General features: G+C 70.5%; 16 protein-coding genes, 5 pseudogenes and 1 riboswitch. Of the genes and pseudogenes, 4 read left to right on the top strand and 17 right to left on the bottom strand.

Translation table 11 applies throughout. From position 1 onward, the window contains the following. Positions 1 to 12 precede the first annotated feature (12 nt). The 3 genes and pseudogenes from BW737_RS12415 to BW737_RS18755 all read right to left on the bottom strand — a co-directional run. Positions 13 to 753: pseudogene (locus BW737_RS12415) on the bottom strand (helix-turn-helix transcriptional regulator); the annotation flags it as partial. A gap of 82 nt (positions 754 to 835) precedes the next feature. Further along, a complete protein-coding gene (locus BW737_RS18760) occupies positions 836 to 1,090 on the bottom strand; it encodes a WYL domain-containing protein (RefSeq protein ID WP_257210823.1) in 255 nt (84 codons plus the stop codon). A 134-nt stretch (positions 1,091 to 1,224) separates the two neighbouring features. After that, positions 1,225 to 1,443 (bottom strand): annotated as a pseudogene (locus BW737_RS18755) (WYL domain-containing protein); the annotation flags it as partial. Between the two features lie 445 nt (positions 1,444 to 1,888). Here BW737_RS18755 and BW737_RS12405 point away from each other — a divergent pair. The 3 genes and pseudogenes from BW737_RS12405 (at position 1,889) to hisG (ending at position 4,302) form a co-directional block, all read left to right on the top strand. Next, positions 1,889 to 3,090 (top strand): annotated as a pseudogene (locus BW737_RS12405) (DUF3866 family protein). A 43-nt stretch (positions 3,091 to 3,133) separates the two neighbouring features. Further along, the gene (locus BW737_RS12400; protein WP_086614515.1) at positions 3,134 to 3,397 is read left to right on the top strand and encodes a phosphoribosyl-ATP diphosphatase; all 264 of its coding nucleotides are present in this window, start codon (positions 3,134 to 3,136) and stop codon (positions 3,395 to 3,397) included. Positions 3,398 to 3,456: 59 nt separating this feature from the next. Beyond that, positions 3,457 to 4,302, top strand: a complete 846-nt coding sequence (hisG, locus tag BW737_RS12395; RefSeq protein ID WP_086614516.1) for an ATP phosphoribosyltransferase — start codon at positions 3,457 to 3,459, stop codon at positions 4,300 to 4,302. Positions 4,303 to 4,421: 119 nt separating this feature from the next. Here hisG and BW737_RS12390 read toward each other — a convergent pair whose 3' ends face one another. From BW737_RS12390 to BW737_RS20060, 12 genes and pseudogenes are all read right to left on the bottom strand, one after another. Beyond that, positions 4,422 to 5,453 (bottom strand): ABC transporter substrate-binding protein, encoded by a 1,032-nt coding sequence (locus BW737_RS12390; RefSeq protein ID WP_420835749.1) that lies wholly within the window; start codon positions 5,451 to 5,453, stop codon positions 4,422 to 4,424. 103 nt (positions 5,454 to 5,556) lie between these two features. Next, positions 5,557 to 6,285 carry an ABC transporter permease gene (locus tag BW737_RS12385; RefSeq protein ID WP_099330381.1) on the bottom strand — a complete coding sequence of 243 codons (729 nt, stop codon included), beginning with the start codon at positions 6,283 to 6,285 and terminating at the stop codon, positions 5,557 to 5,559. 285 nt (positions 6,286 to 6,570) lie between these two features. Then, a riboswitch (FMN riboswitch) is annotated at positions 6,571 to 6,712 on the bottom strand. Positions 6,713 to 6,791: 79 nt separating this feature from the next. Then, positions 6,792 to 7,661 carry a Fic family protein gene (locus BW737_RS12380; RefSeq protein WP_257210811.1) on the bottom strand — a complete coding sequence of 290 codons (870 nt, stop codon included), beginning with the start codon at positions 7,659 to 7,661 and terminating at the stop codon, positions 6,792 to 6,794. 393 nt (positions 7,662 to 8,054) lie between these two features. Further along, positions 8,055 to 8,420, bottom strand: coding sequence for a hypothetical protein (locus BW737_RS17045; protein ID WP_218961913.1), 366 nt, complete (start codon positions 8,418 to 8,420; stop codon positions 8,055 to 8,057). After that, a complete protein-coding gene (amrS, locus tag BW737_RS12375; RefSeq protein ID WP_218961912.1) occupies positions 8,381 to 9,184 on the bottom strand; it encodes an AmmeMemoRadiSam system radical SAM enzyme in 804 nt (267 codons plus the stop codon). The genes BW737_RS17045 and amrS overlap by 40 nt, the downstream gene beginning before the upstream one ends. Continuing rightward, entirely contained in the window at positions 9,181 to 9,816 is a 636-nt protein-coding gene (gene amrA / locus BW737_RS17040; protein ID WP_218961921.1) for an AmmeMemoRadiSam system protein A, read from the bottom strand. Before amrA ends, amrS begins: the two co-directional genes overlap by 4 nt. A gap of 16 nt (positions 9,817 to 9,832) precedes the next feature. Next, positions 9,833 to 10,609: pseudogene (gene amrB, locus BW737_RS17035) on the bottom strand (AmmeMemoRadiSam system protein B); the annotation flags it as partial. A gap of 73 nt (positions 10,610 to 10,682) precedes the next feature. Further along, a complete protein-coding gene (gene putP, locus BW737_RS12365) occupies positions 10,683 to 12,164 on the bottom strand; it encodes a sodium/proline symporter PutP (protein WP_086614518.1) in 1,482 nt (493 codons plus the stop codon). Positions 12,165 to 12,171: 7 nt separating this feature from the next. Then, complete coding sequence (dhaL, locus tag BW737_RS19575; protein ID WP_338063931.1) at positions 12,172 to 13,269, bottom strand: dihydroxyacetone kinase subunit DhaL; 1,098 nt, start codon at positions 13,267 to 13,269, stop codon at positions 12,172 to 12,174. 4 nt (positions 13,270 to 13,273) lie between these two features. Next, positions 13,274 to 14,277: pseudogene (gene dhaK / locus BW737_RS12350) on the bottom strand (dihydroxyacetone kinase subunit DhaK). Positions 14,278 to 14,389: 112 nt separating this feature from the next. Further along, on the bottom strand, positions 14,390 to 14,881 hold the full coding sequence (acpS, locus tag BW737_RS12345) for a holo-ACP synthase AcpS (protein ID WP_086614520.1): 492 nt from the start codon (positions 14,879 to 14,881) through the stop codon (positions 14,390 to 14,392). Further along, on the bottom strand, positions 14,878 to 15,207 hold the full coding sequence (locus BW737_RS20060) for a GNAT family N-acetyltransferase (RefSeq protein ID WP_420835750.1): 330 nt from the start codon (positions 15,205 to 15,207) through the stop codon (positions 14,878 to 14,880). The genes acpS and BW737_RS20060 overlap by 4 nt, the downstream gene beginning before the upstream one ends. Here BW737_RS20060 and BW737_RS18750 point away from each other — a divergent pair. Next, entirely contained in the window at positions 15,094 to 15,327 is a 234-nt protein-coding gene (locus tag BW737_RS18750) for a hypothetical protein (RefSeq protein WP_257210810.1), read from the top strand. The two genes, BW737_RS20060 and BW737_RS18750, sit on opposite strands and share 114 nt — an antisense overlap. Before the next feature lie 1,061 nt (positions 15,328 to 16,388). On the opposite strand, the gene BW737_RS18745 is transcribed toward BW737_RS18750, so the two are convergent. Both BW737_RS18745 and BW737_RS18740 read right to left on the bottom strand, forming a co-directional pair. Next, on the bottom strand, positions 16,389 to 16,613 hold the full coding sequence (locus BW737_RS18745) for a hypothetical protein (protein WP_257210809.1): 225 nt from the start codon (positions 16,611 to 16,613) through the stop codon (positions 16,389 to 16,391). Beyond that, positions 16,598 to 18,229 (bottom strand): beta-ketoacyl synthase N-terminal-like domain-containing protein, encoded by a 1,632-nt coding sequence (locus BW737_RS18740; protein ID WP_257210822.1) that lies wholly within the window; start codon positions 18,227 to 18,229, stop codon positions 16,598 to 16,600. The genes BW737_RS18745 and BW737_RS18740 overlap by 16 nt, the downstream gene beginning before the upstream one ends. Positions 18,230 to 18,353: the final 124 nt, after the last annotated feature.

Genomic DNA, 18,353 nt, shown 5'->3' with positions numbered 1-18,353 from the left:
GGTCCCGTCCCTTTACCCGCACGTGCAGCGTGCCATCCGATCGGTATGCAACACCTCACAGGGGATCTGCTCGACCAGCCAGCGGCCGCTCGGTTTCAGCACCAGCGTCGCCTCCACAGCGGCTGTGCGCTGGGCGCGGCGCGGGGCGCGGTGGTTCGCTGCCGGCATGTCCAACGCCTGTGCCCGCAGAATGCGGTCGACCCTGAAGGAGCGCTCGGCGCGGGCGGTAAGGCACCAGGCGCGCAGTGTCAGGTGGGTGCCGTCACTGACCAGCTCAAGGGGATCGACGTCGCGTTCGGAGCGGGTGTCGGTGGCGGAGACGTAGACCAGGTGCAACCGCCGTTGCTCGGCCAGCGCCCGGCGCACGGTCGGCAGGACGCCCGCCGTTGCGGGCGGCCCTCCGGCAGTCTCCGGCGACGACGGGGCGTCTGCGGCGCTGGAGGCACCCAGGGACTGGCGCAGCGCGCCGCGTGTTTGCTCGAGGACGGCCGCGGCCTCGGGATCGTCCGCCAGTACCTGTGCCAGCACACCCAAGGACAACAGCAGCGCCACCGCCTCGCGGTGGGACAGGCGCACGGGCCGATCCAGGCCCAGCGGCTCGGTCAGGCTGAGTCGGCCCGCCTCGAGGGCCTCGGCGGAGAAGTCCACCAGTTCGTCGGGCAGGCCCCGGGGCAGGCCGGAGACCCACAGGGTGTCCACGTCCTGGCGGATGGTCTGGGCGGTGACACCGAAGTGCGCGGCCGCCTGCGCCAGGGTGGCGCCGTCGTGCTCGGACACCCAGGCGGGCAGGGCGAGCAGCCGCACCAGCCGGTCGGTGGAACTGGGGCGCGCCATGTCAGTCCTCCTCCTGTCCCGGTGGAGGCCCGGCGAGGGCGGCCACCGCCCGCAGATGCGCGGCGACATCGTCGCGCAGCGAGGGCGGAGACAGCACCACGACCGCGTCCGCCAGGGCGGCCAGCGTTCCGGCGAAGGAGAAACGATCCATGTAGGTAACGTGGACCTCGTCCCATCCGGCAGGCTGGCGCGCCGGGGCCGTGGAGTGCGCCCGAGCGCGCAGCTGCAGAGCGCGGCCGGGCGCAACGGCGAGCACCGCCTGCGCCCCGGCGGGGGCGGGCGCGGCAGGAGGCGGGAAGCTCCGGCCGCCGAGACCACCGAAACGGGCCCGACAATGCGGGCCAGCCGGAACGTGCGCTGCTCGCCGGAGGCATGGTCCCGGCCATCCAGGTACCAGGCGCCCTCGCTCATGCGCAGCCGGTGCGGCTCCACGATGCGTGCACCCACCTTCCCGGAGCTGGCGGAGGCGTAGTCAAAGCTCACGCGCCGCCGCTCCTGGACAGCGCCGGCCAGCTCGGCGGGCACCTGCCCACCGGAGACGTCACTGCCGAGGTCGATGCTCAGATCCGGAAGCGGCGTGGGAGCGGTGTCCGCGGCGACCGCCCGCATCTTCGTCAGTGCGTGCCGCGCCGCCGGGGTGAGTGCCCCGCTGCGCCAGGCGGAGGCGGCCAGTTCGACGGCGGCGGCCTGCGCGGCAGTCAGCGTCAGATTGGGCAGGGCGTAGTCGGCATCGGTGATGCGGTAGCGGGCATCCTCGCCCTGGCCGGTGGTCGTGATCTGGATGCCCAGGTCCCGCAGCACACCCTTGTCGCGCTCGAACATGCGCTCGGCGGAGGCGCCGCCGTCGATGTCATAGCCGGCGACCGTGCGGGTGATTTGTGTGCGCGTCAGACCGATGGCGGTGTTGCGCAGTGCCAACAGCAGGTTGACCTGCCGCTCCTCGGCGGGGATGGCGGCCGGGTCGGGACGGGACGCGGACTGGGGCACGGCGCCAGCGTAGGCGCTGCGGCCGCGCCGGCGCTGGCGAGACACCCGGGTGGCTTAGGGTGAAGACATGATGTGGCGTGACGCGAACGTGCTCGGTGTGCGGCGGATCTGGGGACGTCCCGGCAGACGCTGCGCGGAGGTCGAGGTGCGGATCGTGTCGGCCCCATCGGGCGCCGTCGTGCTCGGTGACGGCGAGCCGTGCCGGGCCGTCGCCTACGAATCCGTCACCGGCCTGCCCGAGCCCGGCGAGTGGGTGCGGCTGGAGGTGTCCGCGCTGGCCCGCGGTCTGGGCACCGGCGGGCACGCCATGGTGACCGCACGGCCCGGCCTGCTGCCGGTGGATCCGGCTCCGGGCGGACACCTGGTCAAGGCCCGCTACATGCCCGACCAGGTCATGGTTGCCGGCGTTGATGAGCAGGACACACCCGCCCATGCGTTGCTGTCCGCACCGATCGAGGACCTCACCCTCGCGGGGGCCCCGTGGTGATCGCCGACCTGCACTCCGCTCTGCCCGCAGTCCTGGCGGGGCTGCGCGCCCCGCTGCCGGCCGACGGCGACTCGGTGAACGCGCCGACGCAGCCGCGCGAGCTGCGCGTCGTCTACGTGATGACCGACGGCGGCGCCCTGCCCCTGCCCTACTCGCGCACCGTCGCCGCCCTGCAGGAGGCGGGGCTGCTGGCCGGCACCGTCAGCGTCGGGCAGGCCTGGGGCGGGGATCTGGAGGCCGTCAGCATTCACAACGGGCTGCTGGCGGCCCGGTACGTGCTGGACGCGGATGTGATTGTGGTCGCCCAGGGGCCCGGCAACCTGGGCACCGACACGCCCTGGGGCTTCTCCGGGGTGGCCTGCGGCGACGCCGTCAACGCCGTCGCCGCCCTGGACGGGCGCCCGGTTGCCTGTCTGCGCGTGTCCGAGGCGGACGGCAGGGCCCGCCACCGGGGCATCTCCCACCACTCCCTGACCGCCTACGGGCGCGTGGCCCTGGCGGCCGCGGACGTCGTCGTCCCTTGCCTGGAAGGCGCCTTCGGGCGGCAGGTGGCCGAGCAGGCCGCAGCCCTGTTCGCCCCGCGGCGGCAGGGGGCCACGCACCGGCGGGTGGACGTGTCCGTGGCGGGACTGCATGAGGCACTGGTCACCGTGGAACGAGACACCGGTGCTCGTCTGAACACCATGGGACGCGGGCTCGAACAGGATCCCGCAGCGTTCCTGGCCGCGGCGGCGGCCGGTCGCTATGCCGCCCGTCTGGCACGAGACCTCCCGGACGCCTGAGTGCAGGAGACGACCACCTCGGCGGCTGCACTACGCTGAGCCCATGAAGACCTTCGAGGACCTTTTCGCCGAGCTTCAGGACAAGGCCGCCGCCCGCCCCGCCGGGTCCGGCACGGTTGAGGAGTTGGACCGCGGCGTGCACTTCATCGGCAAGAAGCTGGTGGAGGAGGCCGCCGAGGCGTGGATGGCCTGCGAGCACGAGTCCGACGCGGCCGCCTGCGAGGAGCTCAGCCAGCTGCTGTACCACATCCAGGTGATGATGCTGGCCAAGGGCTACACGCTCGAGGACATCTACCGCTACCTGTGACGGGCCTGCCGGTCCCCACATCGACCCACCACCCACTCACCACACAGTCAAGGACCACCGTGCTGCGCATCGCCGTCCCCAACAAGGGCTCCCTGTCCGAGCCCGCCACCACCATGCTCGCCGAGGCGGGCTACCGCACTCGCCGCTCCGGCCGGGAACTCGTCCTGGTCGACGACGCCAACCAGGTTGAGTTGTTCTTCCTGCGTCCGCGCGACATCGCCGTGTACGTCGGCCAGGGCACCGTCCACGCCGGCGTCACCGGCCGCGACCTGCTGCTGGACTCGGGCGTGGAGGCGATCGAGCACCTGCCGCTCGGCTTCGCCCGCTCCACCTTCCGTTTCGCCGCGCCCGCCGGCACCATGAGCACGCTGGCCGACATCGAGGGCAAGCGCGTGGCCACCTCCTACGACGTGCTGGTGCGCAACTTCCTGGCAGAACAGGGCATCAACGCCCAGACCGTGCACCTGGACGGTGCCGTGGAGTCCTCCGTGCAGCTGGGGGTGGCGGACCTGATCGCCGACGTCGTCGAGACCGGGTCCACGCTGCGGGCCGCCGGGCTGGAGACGTTCGGGGAGCCGATACTTGCCAGCGAGGCGGTGCTGATCACCACCGAGCAGTACCGCGACGAGCCCGGCCTGGCCACGCTGGTGCGCCGCCTGGAAGGGGTGCTGCGGGCCCGCTCCTACGTGCTGGTGGACTACGACATCCCCATGAACCGGCTGCACCTGGCCAGTGAGGTCACTCCCGGCATCGAGTCCCCCACTGTCTCCCCGCTGCAGAACCCCGACTGGGTGGCGGTGCGGGCGATGGTCCCCCGCAAGGACGCCAACCGCGTCATGGATGAGCTCTACGCCATCGGGGCGCGCGCCATCCTGGTCTCCTCCTTGGTGGCCTGCCGGCTGTAATCACCCCGTGCGTTGGCGGCCACGAGCCACGAGTTAGTGCCTGACGTGCGAGTTTCTGCCTCAGAGGCGAATGCGTACGTGAGAACTGGCAGGGAGGCACCAGGACGAGGCAGTGCGCGTCAGACGGTGATCAACGGATCGCAGACGGCGTCGGAGGTCACGGTGGTTTCACCGAGCAGGCCGCGGCCAGCCAGGAAGTCGATGGTCTCCCCCACCTGCTCCGGGACCAGCGCGCCCACCACCGTGTTCTCGCTGGGACGCACCAGTTCACCGGTGGCGACGGCCACCTCACGGGCGTTCTCGGCCTGCGTGGAGTCCACCAGGTCCGGCACGTACTCCTTGGTGGCCTCCACGGCCGCATCGGGGTCGTCCACGAACTTGGTCATCCCCACGGCGGAGGCAGCCACCGCCGCCTCCAGCTCGGCGCGGCGGTCGGCCAGCACCTGCGGGGTGGTGATCAGGGAGGCACCCAGCAGCGGCACCTGCTCGCCGATCTCAATAATGCGCACGGGCATGCCGCTCCGTGCGAGCTGGACGGCATCGTTGTTGGAGAAGCCGGCGATCGCCTCCACCTTGCCGCTAGACAGGGCGGCCTGCTGGGTGTAGCCGATCTCCTGCACGTCGACGTCGTCCTCGGCAAGCCCGGCCGAGGACAGGGCCACCAGCACCGAGTACCAGGTCTCCCCCGTCTTGCCGGGCGTGCCGATCGTCTTGCCGGCCAGGTCGGCCAACTCGGTGATGTCGGAGTCCTCCGGGACGATGATGCAGCCGGGGTAGCGCTGGTAGTAGCCGCCGATAATGACCAGCTCATTGCCGTTGGAGGCCGCCACGATCGCCTCGTCACCGCCCGCCACCACCAGGTGCTCGGTCCCGGCCAGCAACGCGTCGAACTGTCCCTCCTGCTCGCCGTGGTGGCGCAGGGAGACGCCCGCCGCGTATTCGCCGTCGGCCAGGGCCAGGTAGAAGGGTGCGAACTGTACATTCGGGGTGTAGGTCATGCCGAGCACCAGCCCGGAGGCGGCGGAAGACGCAGTGGCCGTGGCGGTCTGCGCGCCGGTGCCCGATGCGCAGGCGGCCAGCAGCCCGGCGGCCCCTGCACCCATGGCGGTCAGTAGTGTGCGGCGGCCCAGACGGGTGGCGAGGGCGGGCATGGGGTTCCTTTCGGTGCTGGGTGGCGGTTAAGGCAAGCGGATGGGCGAATGAAGAAGGCTTATCGCTGCGGCGCTTGTGCGCCGGCGTGATTAGTGGTCCGGCTCAGGTGGCGCGCCGGCCCCGCATGGAGGCGACAACACGGCTGCGCCGCTCCAACTCGTGCAGCACCCAGTGGATGGTGGTGGCGATGACGCACAGCACCACGATCGTGGAGAACAGTCCGGTGGTGTCCACGGTCTGCCGCTGGGAGGCAAGCACCATGCCCAGGCCCTGTCCGCCCATGGTCATCTCGCCGATCACGGCACCGGTGACGGACAGGGTGAAGCCCGTACGCAGGCCGGACAGGATGGAGGGCAGCGCCATGGGCAGCTCCATGTAAACCAGCATGGATAGGCCGTGGGCGCCGTCGAGCCGGGCGGCATCAATGACGTCCGTGTCCAGGCCGCGCAGGCCGAGCAGGACGGTAACGGTGATGGGAAAGAAGACCATGAGCACGCACAGCACCACGGTTGGCACGGTCCCGTAGCCGATCCACACCACCAGCAGCGGCGCAATGGCGATGGCCGGGACGGCCTGAGATGCAGCCACGTACGGCAGGACGGCGTGGGAGAAGCGGCGGGAGTGGTACAGGATCCAGGCCAGCGGCAGAGATAGGGCGGCGGCGGCCAGGCAGCCGAGCAGTGCCTCTCGCAGGGTCACCCAGGTGTACCCGGCCAGGCCGCCTTGGGTGAAGGCGAGCACCAGGCGGCGGGCGACGTCCACGGGGCTGGGCAGGAAGACCGGTGGGATCAGTCCGGCGCGGGTGATCGCCCACCAGGCCAGCAGCAGCACTGCCCCGAGGGTGGCCGCGGGCTCAGTCGCGGTCGCGGCAGGCGGGGCGCCGCGGTGCGCGGGGCGTGGTCCGCCTCGCGGTCGGTCACGCCGATGCCGGCGCTGGCGACAGTGGCGCTGGTCATGCGCGGTGTCCTCTCCGGATCCTCCCGGGGCGCCCGCCCCAGGGCGCTCCGGGGTGACGGGCGGCACGCGCTTGGCGCCGCACGGCGCAGGGCCGTTGCCTACGACCGAAATGCGCCCACATGGGGATCGCACCACGGCCCGTCGACGCCGGACGCGCGCCACGTGTCTCCTCCCATCCGGACTTTCACCGTCGGTGCCGGAATTCCACCGGCTCAGCCGATGCGCCTGCCCCGCGGGTGGGCGCAACCGGGTCGCGGACTATCACCGCCGGTTCGGACTTTCACCGACCCCGGAGCACGTTTGATGCAATCCCGACATTAGCGGCTAGTGGCATCACTAGCAACCCCGCTCACCTGACACGGTCACAGGTGCGTCGCGTCTCAGCCGCGGCGCATGCCGGCGGTGACGTGGTCCATGAGGGCAAGCACATCGGGGGCACGCCAGGCGCGCCGGCCGCGGGACACCTGATAGCCGACCACGATTCCTGCCTGCTCCAGGCGGGCCAACGAACGTCTAGCACTCTGCGGTGATACCTGCAGCTCCCGTGCGGCGGTGGCGACGTCGAGGATGGGATGGCGTACAAGCAGGTGCGCCAGGTCCCGGTCGGGCGTACCGGCGCGGGCAGTGATGCGCTCATTCCAGTCGGCCTCGATACGAGTCAGCTCTGCGACCGCATGCAGGCCGATGTCGCAGGAGGTCTTAGCCGCGTCGACGAACAGTGAGACGACAGCAGCCGGGTCGCCGTCTCGGTAGGCGCCGAGGGTGTGGAAGTAGGCACTGGTGTCGGTCAAGAGCACGGCGGACAGGGGTAGGACTGCCCGGGATACCAGTCCGCTACGGCGCAAGAGCAAGTGGATGAGCGCACGGCCGGTGCGCCCATTGCCATCAGCGAAGGGATGGATGGTCTCGAACTGCGCGTGAGCAATCGCGATCATGGCCAGGGGGGTGATGTCTGAGCGCTGAGTGAATGTGAACAGGTCGGCGAGTGCCTCCGGTACTCGAGTGTGCGCCGGCGGGACGAACAGGGCGTCCACTGGCGCATAGTCCCGTCCACCGATCCATACCGGCTCATTGCGCAGCACGCCGGCGATATCGGGTGCGGTGGGGCCTAATAGCTCGTGGTGCATGTCCAGCAGGGTGCGGGTGTTGAGACCGCCGGGCTGGGCTATGGCCGCCTGCATGGCGCGGGTATTGGCCACAACCGCCGTGGCGTTGCCGCCTGCGCCACCGAAGGTCTCTTCCTCGATCACCTTGCGCGCGGATGAGGTGAGCCTTTCGATCCGAGACGAGGCAGAGGACTCCGAGCGCAGAAGCAGATCGGTACACGGCAGCAGGGCATCTGCCGCGGCGGCGTCAAAGCGGCCGATTGCGGCGACAGCACGGGCCTCACGGGCCAGCAGCTCGCCGGGAAGCTCAAGCGGCGCCGTCGCTATGGTGGCGGGAATTGCGGACTAGTAGGTGTTCGGCAGCGCCGCACGTTGCGCGCGCTGAGCAACTGGGGCCGCTGCGGTCGCCAGGATAGGGTCTCCCAGGTGACGACGGGCCAGGAGCCGGCAGCCATATCTGTCACCCTCTCCGAAGTCATTGACACTTACAGGGATAAGTGTAAAAGGATTCCGGGGTTGCGGGCGTTTGGCGGCCGCTCACCAGCCTGTCGGGGCCAGTCGCCACGGGTGGGCGGCCACGGAGTCGCCGGGGTCAGCGGCGTCGAATAGTCCGGGTATCCGCCGCCCGCAGTGGCGGCAGCATCCGCTTTCATCCAGGGCGTAGGTCTCCACTGTGTAGCCGCGGCGGACGATAACCGCCTGGCCGCAGCCGGGGCACAGTGTCGTCGCCCCCTCCTCGTCTCGCACATTGCCCAGGTAGACGAAGCGCAGCCCCGCATCCAGCGCCGCGCGGCGGGCGCGACGGAGCGTTGCCACCGGTGTCGGCGGCCGGTCCAGCAGGCGGTGGGCGGGGTGGAAGGCCGTCAGGTGCAGCGGCGTGTCCGCACCCAACTCATGGGCCACCCAGGCGGCGAGCGACCGACCTCTTCGGGCGAGTCGTTCAGGCCCGGGATCAGCAGTGTGGTCAGCTCCAGCCACGTCGCGGTGTGCTCGCGCACGCGCACCAGCGTGTCCTGCACCTCCCGCAGCCGCGCCCCGGTGATCTTCCGGTAGAAGTCCTCGGTGAAGCCCTTGAGGTCGATGTTGGCGGCATCGACGGCGCCGAACAGCTCCAGTGCCGGTTCGGCACAGATCCAGCCGGCGCTGACGGCGTAGGCCAGCAGCCCGCGTTCATGGCAGGCGCGGGCGGTGTCGATGGCGTACTCGGCGAAGACGACCGGGTCGTTGTAGGTGAAGGCGACGGCGCGGGCACCCAACGCTACGGCCTGGTCGGCGATGTTGTCTGGCGGGGCGTCCACGCTCAGCACCTCGGTGGAGCGGGCGGTGGAGATCTCCCAGTTCTGGCAGAACTTGCACGACAGGTTGCAGCCGGCGGTGCCGAAGGACAGCACCGAGCTGCCGGGGTGGACATGGTTCAACGGCTTCTTCTCCACCGGGTCCAGGCACACGCCGGTGGACCGGCCGTAGGCGCTCAGGACGATCCGGTCCCCGCTGCGCCGACGCACGAAGCAGAAGCCGCGCTGCCCCTCCCGTAGGCGACAGTGCCGCGGACACAGGTCGCACTGCAGCCGCCCGTCCGGAAGCGCGTGCCACCAGCGCGCCGTGTAGCCGGCACCCTCGTCCGCAGCGGACGGGGATGGCATCGGCGGGGTGGTGAGGGTGCTCATGACTCCTCCCAGGCGCGCACCCGGTAGGTCTCCACGACCAGATCCGCATCCCAGAACCCGGCGGGCCAGCCGGCCTTGCGCTTGAGCTGGCGCAGGAAGTCCGCCGGGTCAGGCAGCTCCTCCCACACCTGTGGCAGGAAGGTGGCGCGTCGGGCCCCCAGCGACAGCACCACGCCGTCGACGCCCGGGCGCAGGCGGCGGCGTACCTCCTGCTCGTCGCGCGCCTCCATGACCTCGGGGGCGGTGAGCACCGACACCTCCAGGTGCAGGGCCGGCAGCTCCATGGCCGTGACGGGTGGGAAGCGCGGGTCGCGCAGGGCGGCGGCGATGGCGTTGGCGACGACGTCGTCGCCGAGCGGCCGGTGCGCCTCCAGCGAGCCGATGCAGCCGCGCAGGGAACCATCCGCGGCGCGCAGGGTAACGAAGGCGGCACCGGGGCGGTCCAGCCAGGTGGGCCGTTCCCCCGCCAGCAGTTCGGCGGGCGCGCCGGTCTCGGGCGCCCACGGCGCGGGCGATCGCCCGGCGGGCCAGCGGCAGCAGCGTGTCCCCGGCGTCGGCGGGCGGCTCGGTCGCCTGCGCGTCCTCGAGTGCCTCGGCCGTGGCCGATGCGGCTTCGGCGGCGGGCGCCTCATGTAGTGCGACGGCGCAGTAGCCGACCACCCGATCCGGGTCGCCGGCGGTGTCAGCCGACGTGCACCGGCCCAGCAGCTCGGCCCGCATACCGTGCTCCTGGGCGGCAAGCAGCATGCCATCCAGCGGAGTGGCACCGCAGGCGCGATCGTGCGGGATGGTGGAGTCCAGGGCGAGGATGCGCGAGACCGTCTCCTCATCAACCGGCACGGCCAGGTCCTGCGGCAGGTAGTGGGACAGGTCGGAGGAGATCACGATGACGGTCTCCGGCCCGCCCCACAGCGCATTGATCACGTCGGCGACGGTGCGCGCCGATGCGTCGCCGGCCGCCAGTGGCACCACCGTGGCGTCATCACCCAGGACGGTCTGGATGAAGGGCAGCTGTACCTCCAGGGAGTGTTCCCAGGCGTGCACCTCCGGTGCGGTGCTCACCCCGGCCAGGGCGGCCGCCTGCGCACAGCCGGCGGCGTCGACATCCAGCACCCCCAGGGGCGTGGCCAACTGGTCGGCGCCGGGCAGCGCCAGTCCGCGCACCGGCACGCGGTGGGTGGGGCCCAGCAGGACCACGCGACGGATCCTCCCCCGACCACGTTCAAGCCGGGCATAGGCGCGGGCCGCCATGGGGCCGGAGTATATGTAGCCGGCGTGCGGGACGACGACGGCCTTGGGTATGGCGGCGGTCTCCGGCAACTGGGTGCGTGCCTCGGTGAGCAGGTCATCGAGCATGTGCCTCAGGGCGCGCGCATCCCCGGGGTAGAAGCTTCCGGCGACGGCGGGACGGCGGACGGTCTTCATGGTGGTCTCTCCCTTGAGCACCACCAGGATACTCCGGCCCGGCCCGCGTGGGACCGGCGCGGTCTAGCCGGTCTCAGCGGGCCGCGGCGACGGCGGCGTCGAACTCGTCGGCGACGGCCTGGGCCGGCTTGCCGGCGTGGGACACGGTCCAGGCGACGAGCAGGTTGGCGGCGAAGCCGGGGGCGAGCTCGTACAGGTCGAAGATGCCGCCGGGACCGCCGGAGACATTGCCCCAGAGCATGACTACGACGGCGCCGGCGATGATTCCGGCGAAGGCGCCCGTGGCGGTCAGTCGCCGCCAATACAGGCACAGCAGGACGGTGGGACCGAAGGAGGCGCCGAAGCCCGCCCAGGCGAAGGCGACCAGCGCCAGGATCGTGTCATTGGGCGTCCAGGCCATGGCCGCGGCGATCACGGCCACGCTCAGCACCGCGAAGCGCGAGTACATGACCAGTCGCCGCTGCGAGACCTGCCGGTGGAAGACGTGGCGGTACAAGTCCTCGATCAGGGCGGATGAGATGACCAGCAGCTGACTGGAGATGGTGGACATGATCGCGGCGAGGATGGCCGCGAGCATGAAGCCGGCCACGAAGGGGTGGAACAACAGTTGCCCCAGGCTGATGAACACGGTTTCCGGGTTGGCCAGGGCGGCGTTGTCACGCTGGTAAATCGCCACCCCGACGATGGCGGTGGCGGCCGCCCCGGCGACGGCGAATAGCATCCAGCCGATGCCGATGCGCCGGCCGGTCACGGCCTCCCGGGGGCTGCGCAGCGCCATGAAGCGCACGATGATGTGCGGCTGCCCGAAGTAGCCCAGGCCCCAGGCCAGGGAGGAGACGATGCCGATCACGGAGGTGGTGGGACCGAGCACCGCCCAGTAGTGCGGGTCCACCTCGCTGACCGCATGCAGGGTCTGTCCCACTCCGCCTAGGCGGATCACGCCCACGATGGGTACGGCGATGAGCGCGGTCACCATCATGATTCCCTGCACCAGGTCCGTGTAAGACACGGCCAGGAAGCCGCCTACCAGCGTGTACATCACCGTAATGGCGGCCACCAGGGTCAGGCCCAGCCGGTAGTCCAGGCCGAAGGAGGACTCGAAGAAGGTGCCGCCGGAGACCATCCCGGAGGAGACGTAGAACGTGAAGAAGACCACGATCACGGCCCCACTGGCCCAGCGCAGCAGGTGCCGGTCGTCGTGCAGGCGATTGTCCAGGAAGCTGGGGATCGTGATGGAGTCCTGAGCCACCTCCGTGTAGGAGCGCAGCCTGGGGGCCACATAGCGCCAGTTCAGCCAGGCGCCCACCGTCAGGCCGACGGCGATCCATGCCTCCACCAGTCCGCTGGCGTACAGCGCCCCGGGCAGGCCCATCAGCAGCCAGCCGGACATGTCGGCGGCGCCCGCAGACAGCGCGGTGACCGCAGGCCCGAGCCCGCGGTCGGCCAGCATGTAGTCGTCCAGAGAGTCGTTATGACCGTAGGCCCACCAGCCGATCGCCACCATTCCAACGAAATAGATGATCATGGAGATGGCTTGGAAGGTCGTCTCGGTCATGGTTCTCCTACGGGGGCGGGGGGCCTGCAACCTGCCGCAGTTTAAGTGACGCGGCGGCATCGGCGTCCGCCTGTACCGCATCCAGGTCCTTGCCGGTGCCCGCCGCCGCGTAGGCGGCGACCAGCCCCTCCACCAGCGCGCCGCCGGATAGGCGCACGCGCTCGGCCAGGTCCGGGTCCAGGAGTTCCAGAGCCATCTGCGCGCTGAGTACGCCGCTGCCCAGGTCCGCCAGGACCAGCACCCCGACGCCGTCGTCGGCGCGCTCGATCGCCGCCATGATCTCGGTGGCGTCCGTACCGAGGGTGCCATCGGGCAGACCCGCCGCCACCTCCACGGGTGCATCCAGTCCCGGGATCAGCCCCTTGGCGAGGGCAAGGGCGGCGTCGGCGAGCGGACGTGAATGGGAGACGATGACGATGCCCGTCATGCGGCGTCCGCCGTCTGGCCGGAGACGACGTCGGCGAGCGCCCGCACAATCAGAGCGGTGGAGGCGGCACCCGGTCGATATGCCGATGGACCGCTCCCCCAGGTAGGAGGCGCGCCCCTTCTTCGCCAGCATCGGCTCGGTGGCATCCCGGCCGGCAGCGGCGGCGTCCGCGGCGGAACTGACCGCATCCGCGAAAGTTGCGCCGTCCGTGCCGGCGCGTAGTGCCTCCAGCGCCGGGTACCAGGCGTCCAGCATGGTCTTGTCCCCCGCCTCGGCGTTGCCTCGCTGGACGATGCCGCCGATGCCGGCCTCCACGGCGTCGACCAGAATGGCGGCGTCGATGGTCTCATGCTTGGCGCAGGCGGTGGACATGCGCAGGAAGAACGTGCCGTACAGAGGACCGGCCGCACCCCCGACCTTGGAGATGAGGGCCATCGCGGTCTGCTTGAGGACGGACGCCGGGGCGTCCGGCTGCTCGGGCAGCGCCTCGACGGCGGCGTTCAAGCCGCGCTTCATGTTGGCGCCGTGGTCGGCGTCGCCAATGGCGGCGTCCAGCGCGGTGAGCTCGTCGGCGTGGGCGGAGATGAGCTGATCAGCGCGCCGGATCCAGGCGGCCGCATCGGCCGCGGCCAGCGCCGTCAGGGGGGCGGACGGGGTCTGTGCGGTTGACGTCGTCATGCGCTCATACCCCCCAACGCAGGCCGGGCGTGTTCACCGGGGCATCCCACAGGCGCAGCATCTCCTCGTCGGCACGCACCAGCGTCAGGGAGCAGCCCGCCATGTCCAGGCTGGTGATGTAGTTACCCACCAGGGAGCGCTCGACCTTGATGCCGGCCCGGTCCAGGATCTTGGCGACCTCGCCGTACATCAGGTACAGCTCCAGCAGCGGGCTGGCGCCCATGCCGTTGAGGAAGGCGATCACGCCGTGCCCGTCGCCGGCGGGCAGCTCCGCCAGGATGGGCTCGGCCAGACGCGCGGCGATCTCGGAGGCCGGCGCAATCTTCTCGCGGTGTCGGCCGGGCTCGCCGTGAATACCGATGCCGATCTCGATCTCGTCCTCGGGCAGGTCGAAGGAGGGCTTGCCGTTGGCGGGGACGGTGCAGGAGGTCAGGGCCACGCCCATGGAGCGGCCGGCCTCGGAGGTGCGCTTGGCGACGGCGGCGACCTCGGCGAGCGAACGCCCCTCCTCGGCGGCGGCGCCGGCGATCTTCTCCACGATCACGGTTACGCCCACGCCGCGGCGGCCCGCGGTGTACAGGGAGTCCTCCACGGCGACGTCGTCGGCGGTGACGACGGTGGCGACCTCGATGCCGGACTCGGCGGCGACCATCTCCGCGGCCATGTCGAAGTTCATGACGTCGCCGGTGTAGTTCTTGACGATGTGCAGCACGCCTGCGCCCCGGTCCACGGCGGCGGTCGCGGCAGAGACCTGGTCCGGAACGGGCGAGGTGAAGATCTCGCCGGCGCAGGCGGCGTCGAGCATGCCGGTGCCGACGAAGCCGCCGTGGAGCGGCTCGTGGCCGCTGCCGCCGCCGGAGACGATGGCGACCTTGCCTCATCCTTGGGGGTGGCGCGATAGACGATGTGCTGTGCCACATCGACCCTGAGGCTGTCGGGGTGCGCCGCGGCCATACCGGCCAGTGCGTCGGTCACCACCCCGTCGACGGAGTTGATTAGCTTTTTCATAGCAGAACTGTACCGCGAATGAGGCGCCGATCACTGATCGGGCGGTAATCGGCGGCCGGTTTGATACGGACGGCCGGTTGCCGAGACCCGTAAGGTGTGCTCAGGAACTTGGTCAGGAGCCGATGTACAGCACGACGGCGGCCGCCCAGTCGCCGTCGTGGGTCACGGAGACGGGCCAGCGCCTCGAGGCGGCGGCACCCTCACCCAGGCTGGCGGTGACGGCGTCGGCAACGGTGCCGGTCAGGCGCAGCGACGGGCGTCCCCAACGGTCACCGATCAGCTCGATCTCACGCCAGTCGACCGCCTCTGGCGAGAGCCGCGGGGCGACGGCATGCCCGGCGCGGGTGTTGGCAGCCGCCGACCAGGCCTTGATGAAGGCCTCCTTCGCGGCCCAGCGCCCGGCCAGGTGGTCGGCCTCGAGAGAGCCGGTGGCGTCGGCGCGGCGGGCGGCGTCACGCCGTTCACGGGCGGTGAAGGCCCGTTCGGCGAAGACGGTGCCCGGCTGGTCCAACTGTTCGGACAGGCCGGGTATGTGCACGAGGTCGATGCCGACGCCGAGCACGCCCTTGACTTCCGGGACTTCGGGCAGACTGGGTTGGCTCATGGCTTCAGTGTCTCGCACCATCCGGCGGGTCGGCGCATGGTGACTACGGGGAGCACGCCCCGCCACAGCGCGTCCGAGCCGAGAACTGCTTGGAATCCGAGTCGAGCGTAGAAGCGCTGCGCCCCACGGTTGAAGCGGGCAACTTCCAGGTCGACCGGCCGGGCAGGGTCCAAGCCCGTCAAGGCCGTCCGGGCCAACGCGCTGCCGACCCCGTGGGACCGGAACGCGGCATCTACGTAAAGGGCCTTGAGGGACTGACGCTCGGCCTGCGCACCCTGTGCCACCGCCACTCCGATGACGTCGCCATTACGGCACTCGGCAACCATGTACGTGCCCTGGTCCCCGGAAACCACGTCCTGTGCCAGGCGGGCGATGCCTTCGTCGCTGAGCGAGGCGCCCAGATCTCATCGACCCACTGGCGGGTGGCCCCTTCGGGGTGGACGTAGGTGTCGCACCAGGCGCGATACCACACTCCTGTGGCTGCACCGGCGTCTGAGGCTCGCATGGGACGCACCGTGAACAAGCAGTCTTCGCATCGGTACGCGGCCCGGCTGGCCTTGCTCATCGCTCAATCCTAAGTCGGCTTTTCACGGCTATTCGTGCCGGCGGGTGTGACGGGCCGACGGATGGCCTGCGTGTCCGGAATGTCAAACGCGCGCCGGGGGCTTGGACGCGGTGCCCCGTGCTGTTGGGATCCGTCGTCAAGAGGGGTGCGGCCCCCGACCTGGTCGGGTGGTGGGTCTCGTAGTGTGGCGGCAATTCCCGTGAGAGCTCCCTCTAGTGACGGTGTAGGCGCTGTGGGCGGGGCGTGGTGGCTGCTGGTATGTTTCCGGGGCAGAGAAGTGGCGGGCAAGTACTGGCCGGGCGTGCCAGGCAGAGGCTCTACCACGCGTCCTCGATCTTTTTTTGCCCAGTCGGTAGACGATTCAGGCAATGATAGGTGCCCCGGCATCCTAGAAGCCATGACCTCAAAGCTCCCAAAGCTGTGGAAACAACGCAGTGCCTTCGTGTGAGGGTTCGTGCATTCTGACCGTTGATTCGGCACATCTTGTGACGGTTCGTACCTTCTGGTCGGCGATTCGTACTGTCTGACGACGGTACGTACATCTAGGTGCCGAACCATCGCATAAAAGTACGAATCGTCGGTGCAAAGGTGCGAACCGTCGACCAAAGGTACGAACTGTCAATACACAGACCACCACGAGCACGCCCCCGTGGGAAACACACCGCACGGTGAGGCTCCAGTCCCGGTCCCAAGGAAGGCTCCGGGAGTCCGCAAAGACCGGACGCCCAGAAGAATCCCCGCCCCCTGTAAAGAATGGGCTGGCCGAACCAGCTTACGGGTCGCGATATGTCCGAGCCGCGCACACATTCGCGCCGACGACCCCGAGATGAGCCCGACGGGGCGGTGGCCCCGGGAACCGTAGTTCCCGGGGCCACCGCCTCTGCCGGTTTCAGCACGTCATTAGTGCCGGCCTCGGTGTGTTACGTGTGCCGGTCTCGACGGTTAGGCGAGCTCGCCGGTGTGGTAGATCCCGTCGGCACCCAGGCGGGCCTGCGGGTCCAGCAGCATGGCGGCCTCGACCTCGTGCGGGTCGCGGCCCTTGCGCTCCTCACCCAGGCGCCGGCCGTCGATCTGTTCGAACAGCGGCGCGCGGCCGATCATGCCGGCCCGGCGCTGCCGGGTGCCAGCTGCCAGGCGGCGGTTGGCGGAGGTCACCCAGGCGTCCACGGCCTCCTGGCCGCCCTGCGCCCGCAGGGCCGCCTCGAAGGCGCCGGGGTGCACCAGGCGATCAGGCCGGACACATGCCCGAAGCCGAGGCTGGTCAGCAGACCGGCACGCACCGGGCCCGCGCCCGGGACCCGGCCGTTCGCCCCGCCGCGACCCGCCAGGCGGATCGGGGTGCGCGGCCACACCCAGAAGGCGTCCTTCTCCAGCGGGGCGTCCACCACGTCCAGGCTGGTGTTACCCGGGGCCACGCCGGTCGCCAGGATCTCGGCCAGCCCGGCCACCTGGAACAGTGCGGCACCGCCCTTGGCGTGTCCGGTGATGGTCTTCTGGGAGACCGCCACCAGCGGGTTGCCCTCGCTGCGCCCGAGGGCGCGGGCCAGGCGGGTGTGCAGCTCGGACTCGTTGGGGTCGTTGGCACCGGTGGAGGTGTCGTGCTTGGAGACCACGGCGATGTCGTCGGCCTCCACACCCAACTTCGCCAGGGCCTTAGCCAGGCGGGAGTCCTTGCCGCCACGGCCCGCGCCGAGCGCTCCCAGCCCGGGGGCGGGGATGGAGGTGTGGGCGCCGTCGGCGTAGGAGGAGACGAACCCGATCACGCCGGCCACCGGCAGGCCCAGCCGGGCCGCCACGGAGCCGCGCGCCAGGATCACCGTGCCGCCGCCCTCGGCCTCCACGAAGCCGCCACGGCGGCGGTCGTTGGCGCGGGAGAAGTGGCGGGCGGAGATGCCCTTGGCGTACATGGCCTCCGCCTCGGCGGTGGCGTTCATGTTGCCGAAGCCGACCACCGACTCGATCGAGATGTCGTCGATGGCGCCGGCCACGACCACGTCGGCCTTGCCGAGCGCGATCTTGTCCCAGCCCTCCTCGATGGACACGGCGGCAGTGGCGCAGGCCGACACCGGCTGCACCATGGAGCCGTAGCCGCCGACGTAGGACTGCATCACGTGCGCGGCCACCACGTTGGGCAGGGCCTCCTGCAGAATGTCGCTGGGGCGCTCCTCATCCAGGAACCGGCCCACGAACATCTTGCGCATGGACTCCATGCCACCGAAGCCGGTGCCCTGCGTGGAGGCGACGTCGGAGGGGTGCACCGCCGCCAGCAGCTCGGCCGGAGAGAATCCGGCGGACAGGAAGGCGTCCACCGCGGTGACCAGGTTCCAGGAGGCGATGGTGTCCATGCCCTGCGCCATGGAGGCGGGGATGCCCCACCGCTCCGGGTCGAAGTCGACCGGGAACTGGCCGCCGACCGTGCGCGAGAGGGTGGCGCGGCGCGGCACGCGGGCCAGCGAGCCGGCCAGGCGGGTGACGGTCCACTCCCCCGTGGGCGTGCCGTCAACCAACTCCGGGGCCACCAGCGTGTGCTCGGGGTCGGTCACCGCGATGGTGCGGGCGGTCGCCTCGTCGGCCACGGTCAGGGTGATGTCGTGGTCGAGGTAGACCGCGACCTCCTCCGGGCCCTCGGTGGCGATCACGCCGTCGTCGACGAACTCGCGGATACCGCAGCGGGCCACGACCTCGTCGCGGTAGCGGGCGTAGATGTCGGACTCGTCGACGAACTCCCCGTCGGTGTCGTACCAGCCAGCCTTGGGGCTGTCCTGCCAGGTGAGCAGGCCCATGCCCCAGGCGAGCTCGAGCACGCCGGCGGCGGTCAGTTCGACGTCGTCGCCGCGGGTCATGCCCAGCTCCGCCTCGCGGCGGGTGCGGCCCGAGCCCCACGTGGAGACCTCACCGGTGGAGACC

This window comes from Actinomyces ruminis, assembly GCF_002154335.2.
In the GTDB taxonomy this organism is placed as follows: domain Bacteria; phylum Actinomycetota; class Actinomycetes; order Actinomycetales; family Actinomycetaceae; genus Actinomyces; species Actinomyces ruminis.
This window is presented reverse-complemented; position numbering and strand designations above follow the sequence as displayed.

Excerpts from the sequence above, each read along its gene's own strand:
- BW737_RS12400 (WP_086614515.1), top strand. The coding sequence starts at position 3,134 with ATGAAGACCTTCGAGGACCTTTTCGCCGAGCTTCAGGACAAGGCCGCC.
- BW737_RS12390 (WP_420835749.1), bottom strand. The coding sequence starts at position 5,453 with ATGCCCGCCCTCGCCACCCGTCTGGGCCGCCGCACACTACTGACCGCC.
- amrS (WP_218961912.1), bottom strand. The coding sequence starts at position 9,184 with ATGAGCACCCTCACCACCCCGCCGATGCCATCCCCGTCCGCTGCGGAC.
- amrA (WP_218961921.1), bottom strand. The coding sequence starts at position 9,816 with ATGAGGCGCCCGCCGCCGAAGCCGCATCGGCCACGGCCGAGGCACTCG.
- putP (WP_086614518.1), bottom strand. The coding sequence starts at position 12,164 with ATGACCGAGACGACCTTCCAAGCCATCTCCATGATCATCTATTTCGTT.
- dhaL (WP_338063931.1), bottom strand. The coding sequence starts at position 13,269 with ATGACGACGTCAACCGCACAGACCCCGTCCGCCCCCCTGACGGCGCTG.
- acpS (WP_086614520.1), bottom strand. The coding sequence starts at position 14,881 with ATGAGCCAACCCAGTCTGCCCGAAGTCCCGGAAGTCAAGGGCGTGCTC.
- BW737_RS20060 (WP_420835750.1), bottom strand. The coding sequence starts at position 15,207 with ATGGTTGCCGAGTGCCGTAATGGCGACGTCATCGGAGTGGCGGTGGCA.
- BW737_RS18740 (WP_257210822.1), bottom strand. The coding sequence starts at position 18,229 with ATGGGCCTGCTCACCTGGCAGGACAGCCCCAAGGCTGGCTGGTACGAC.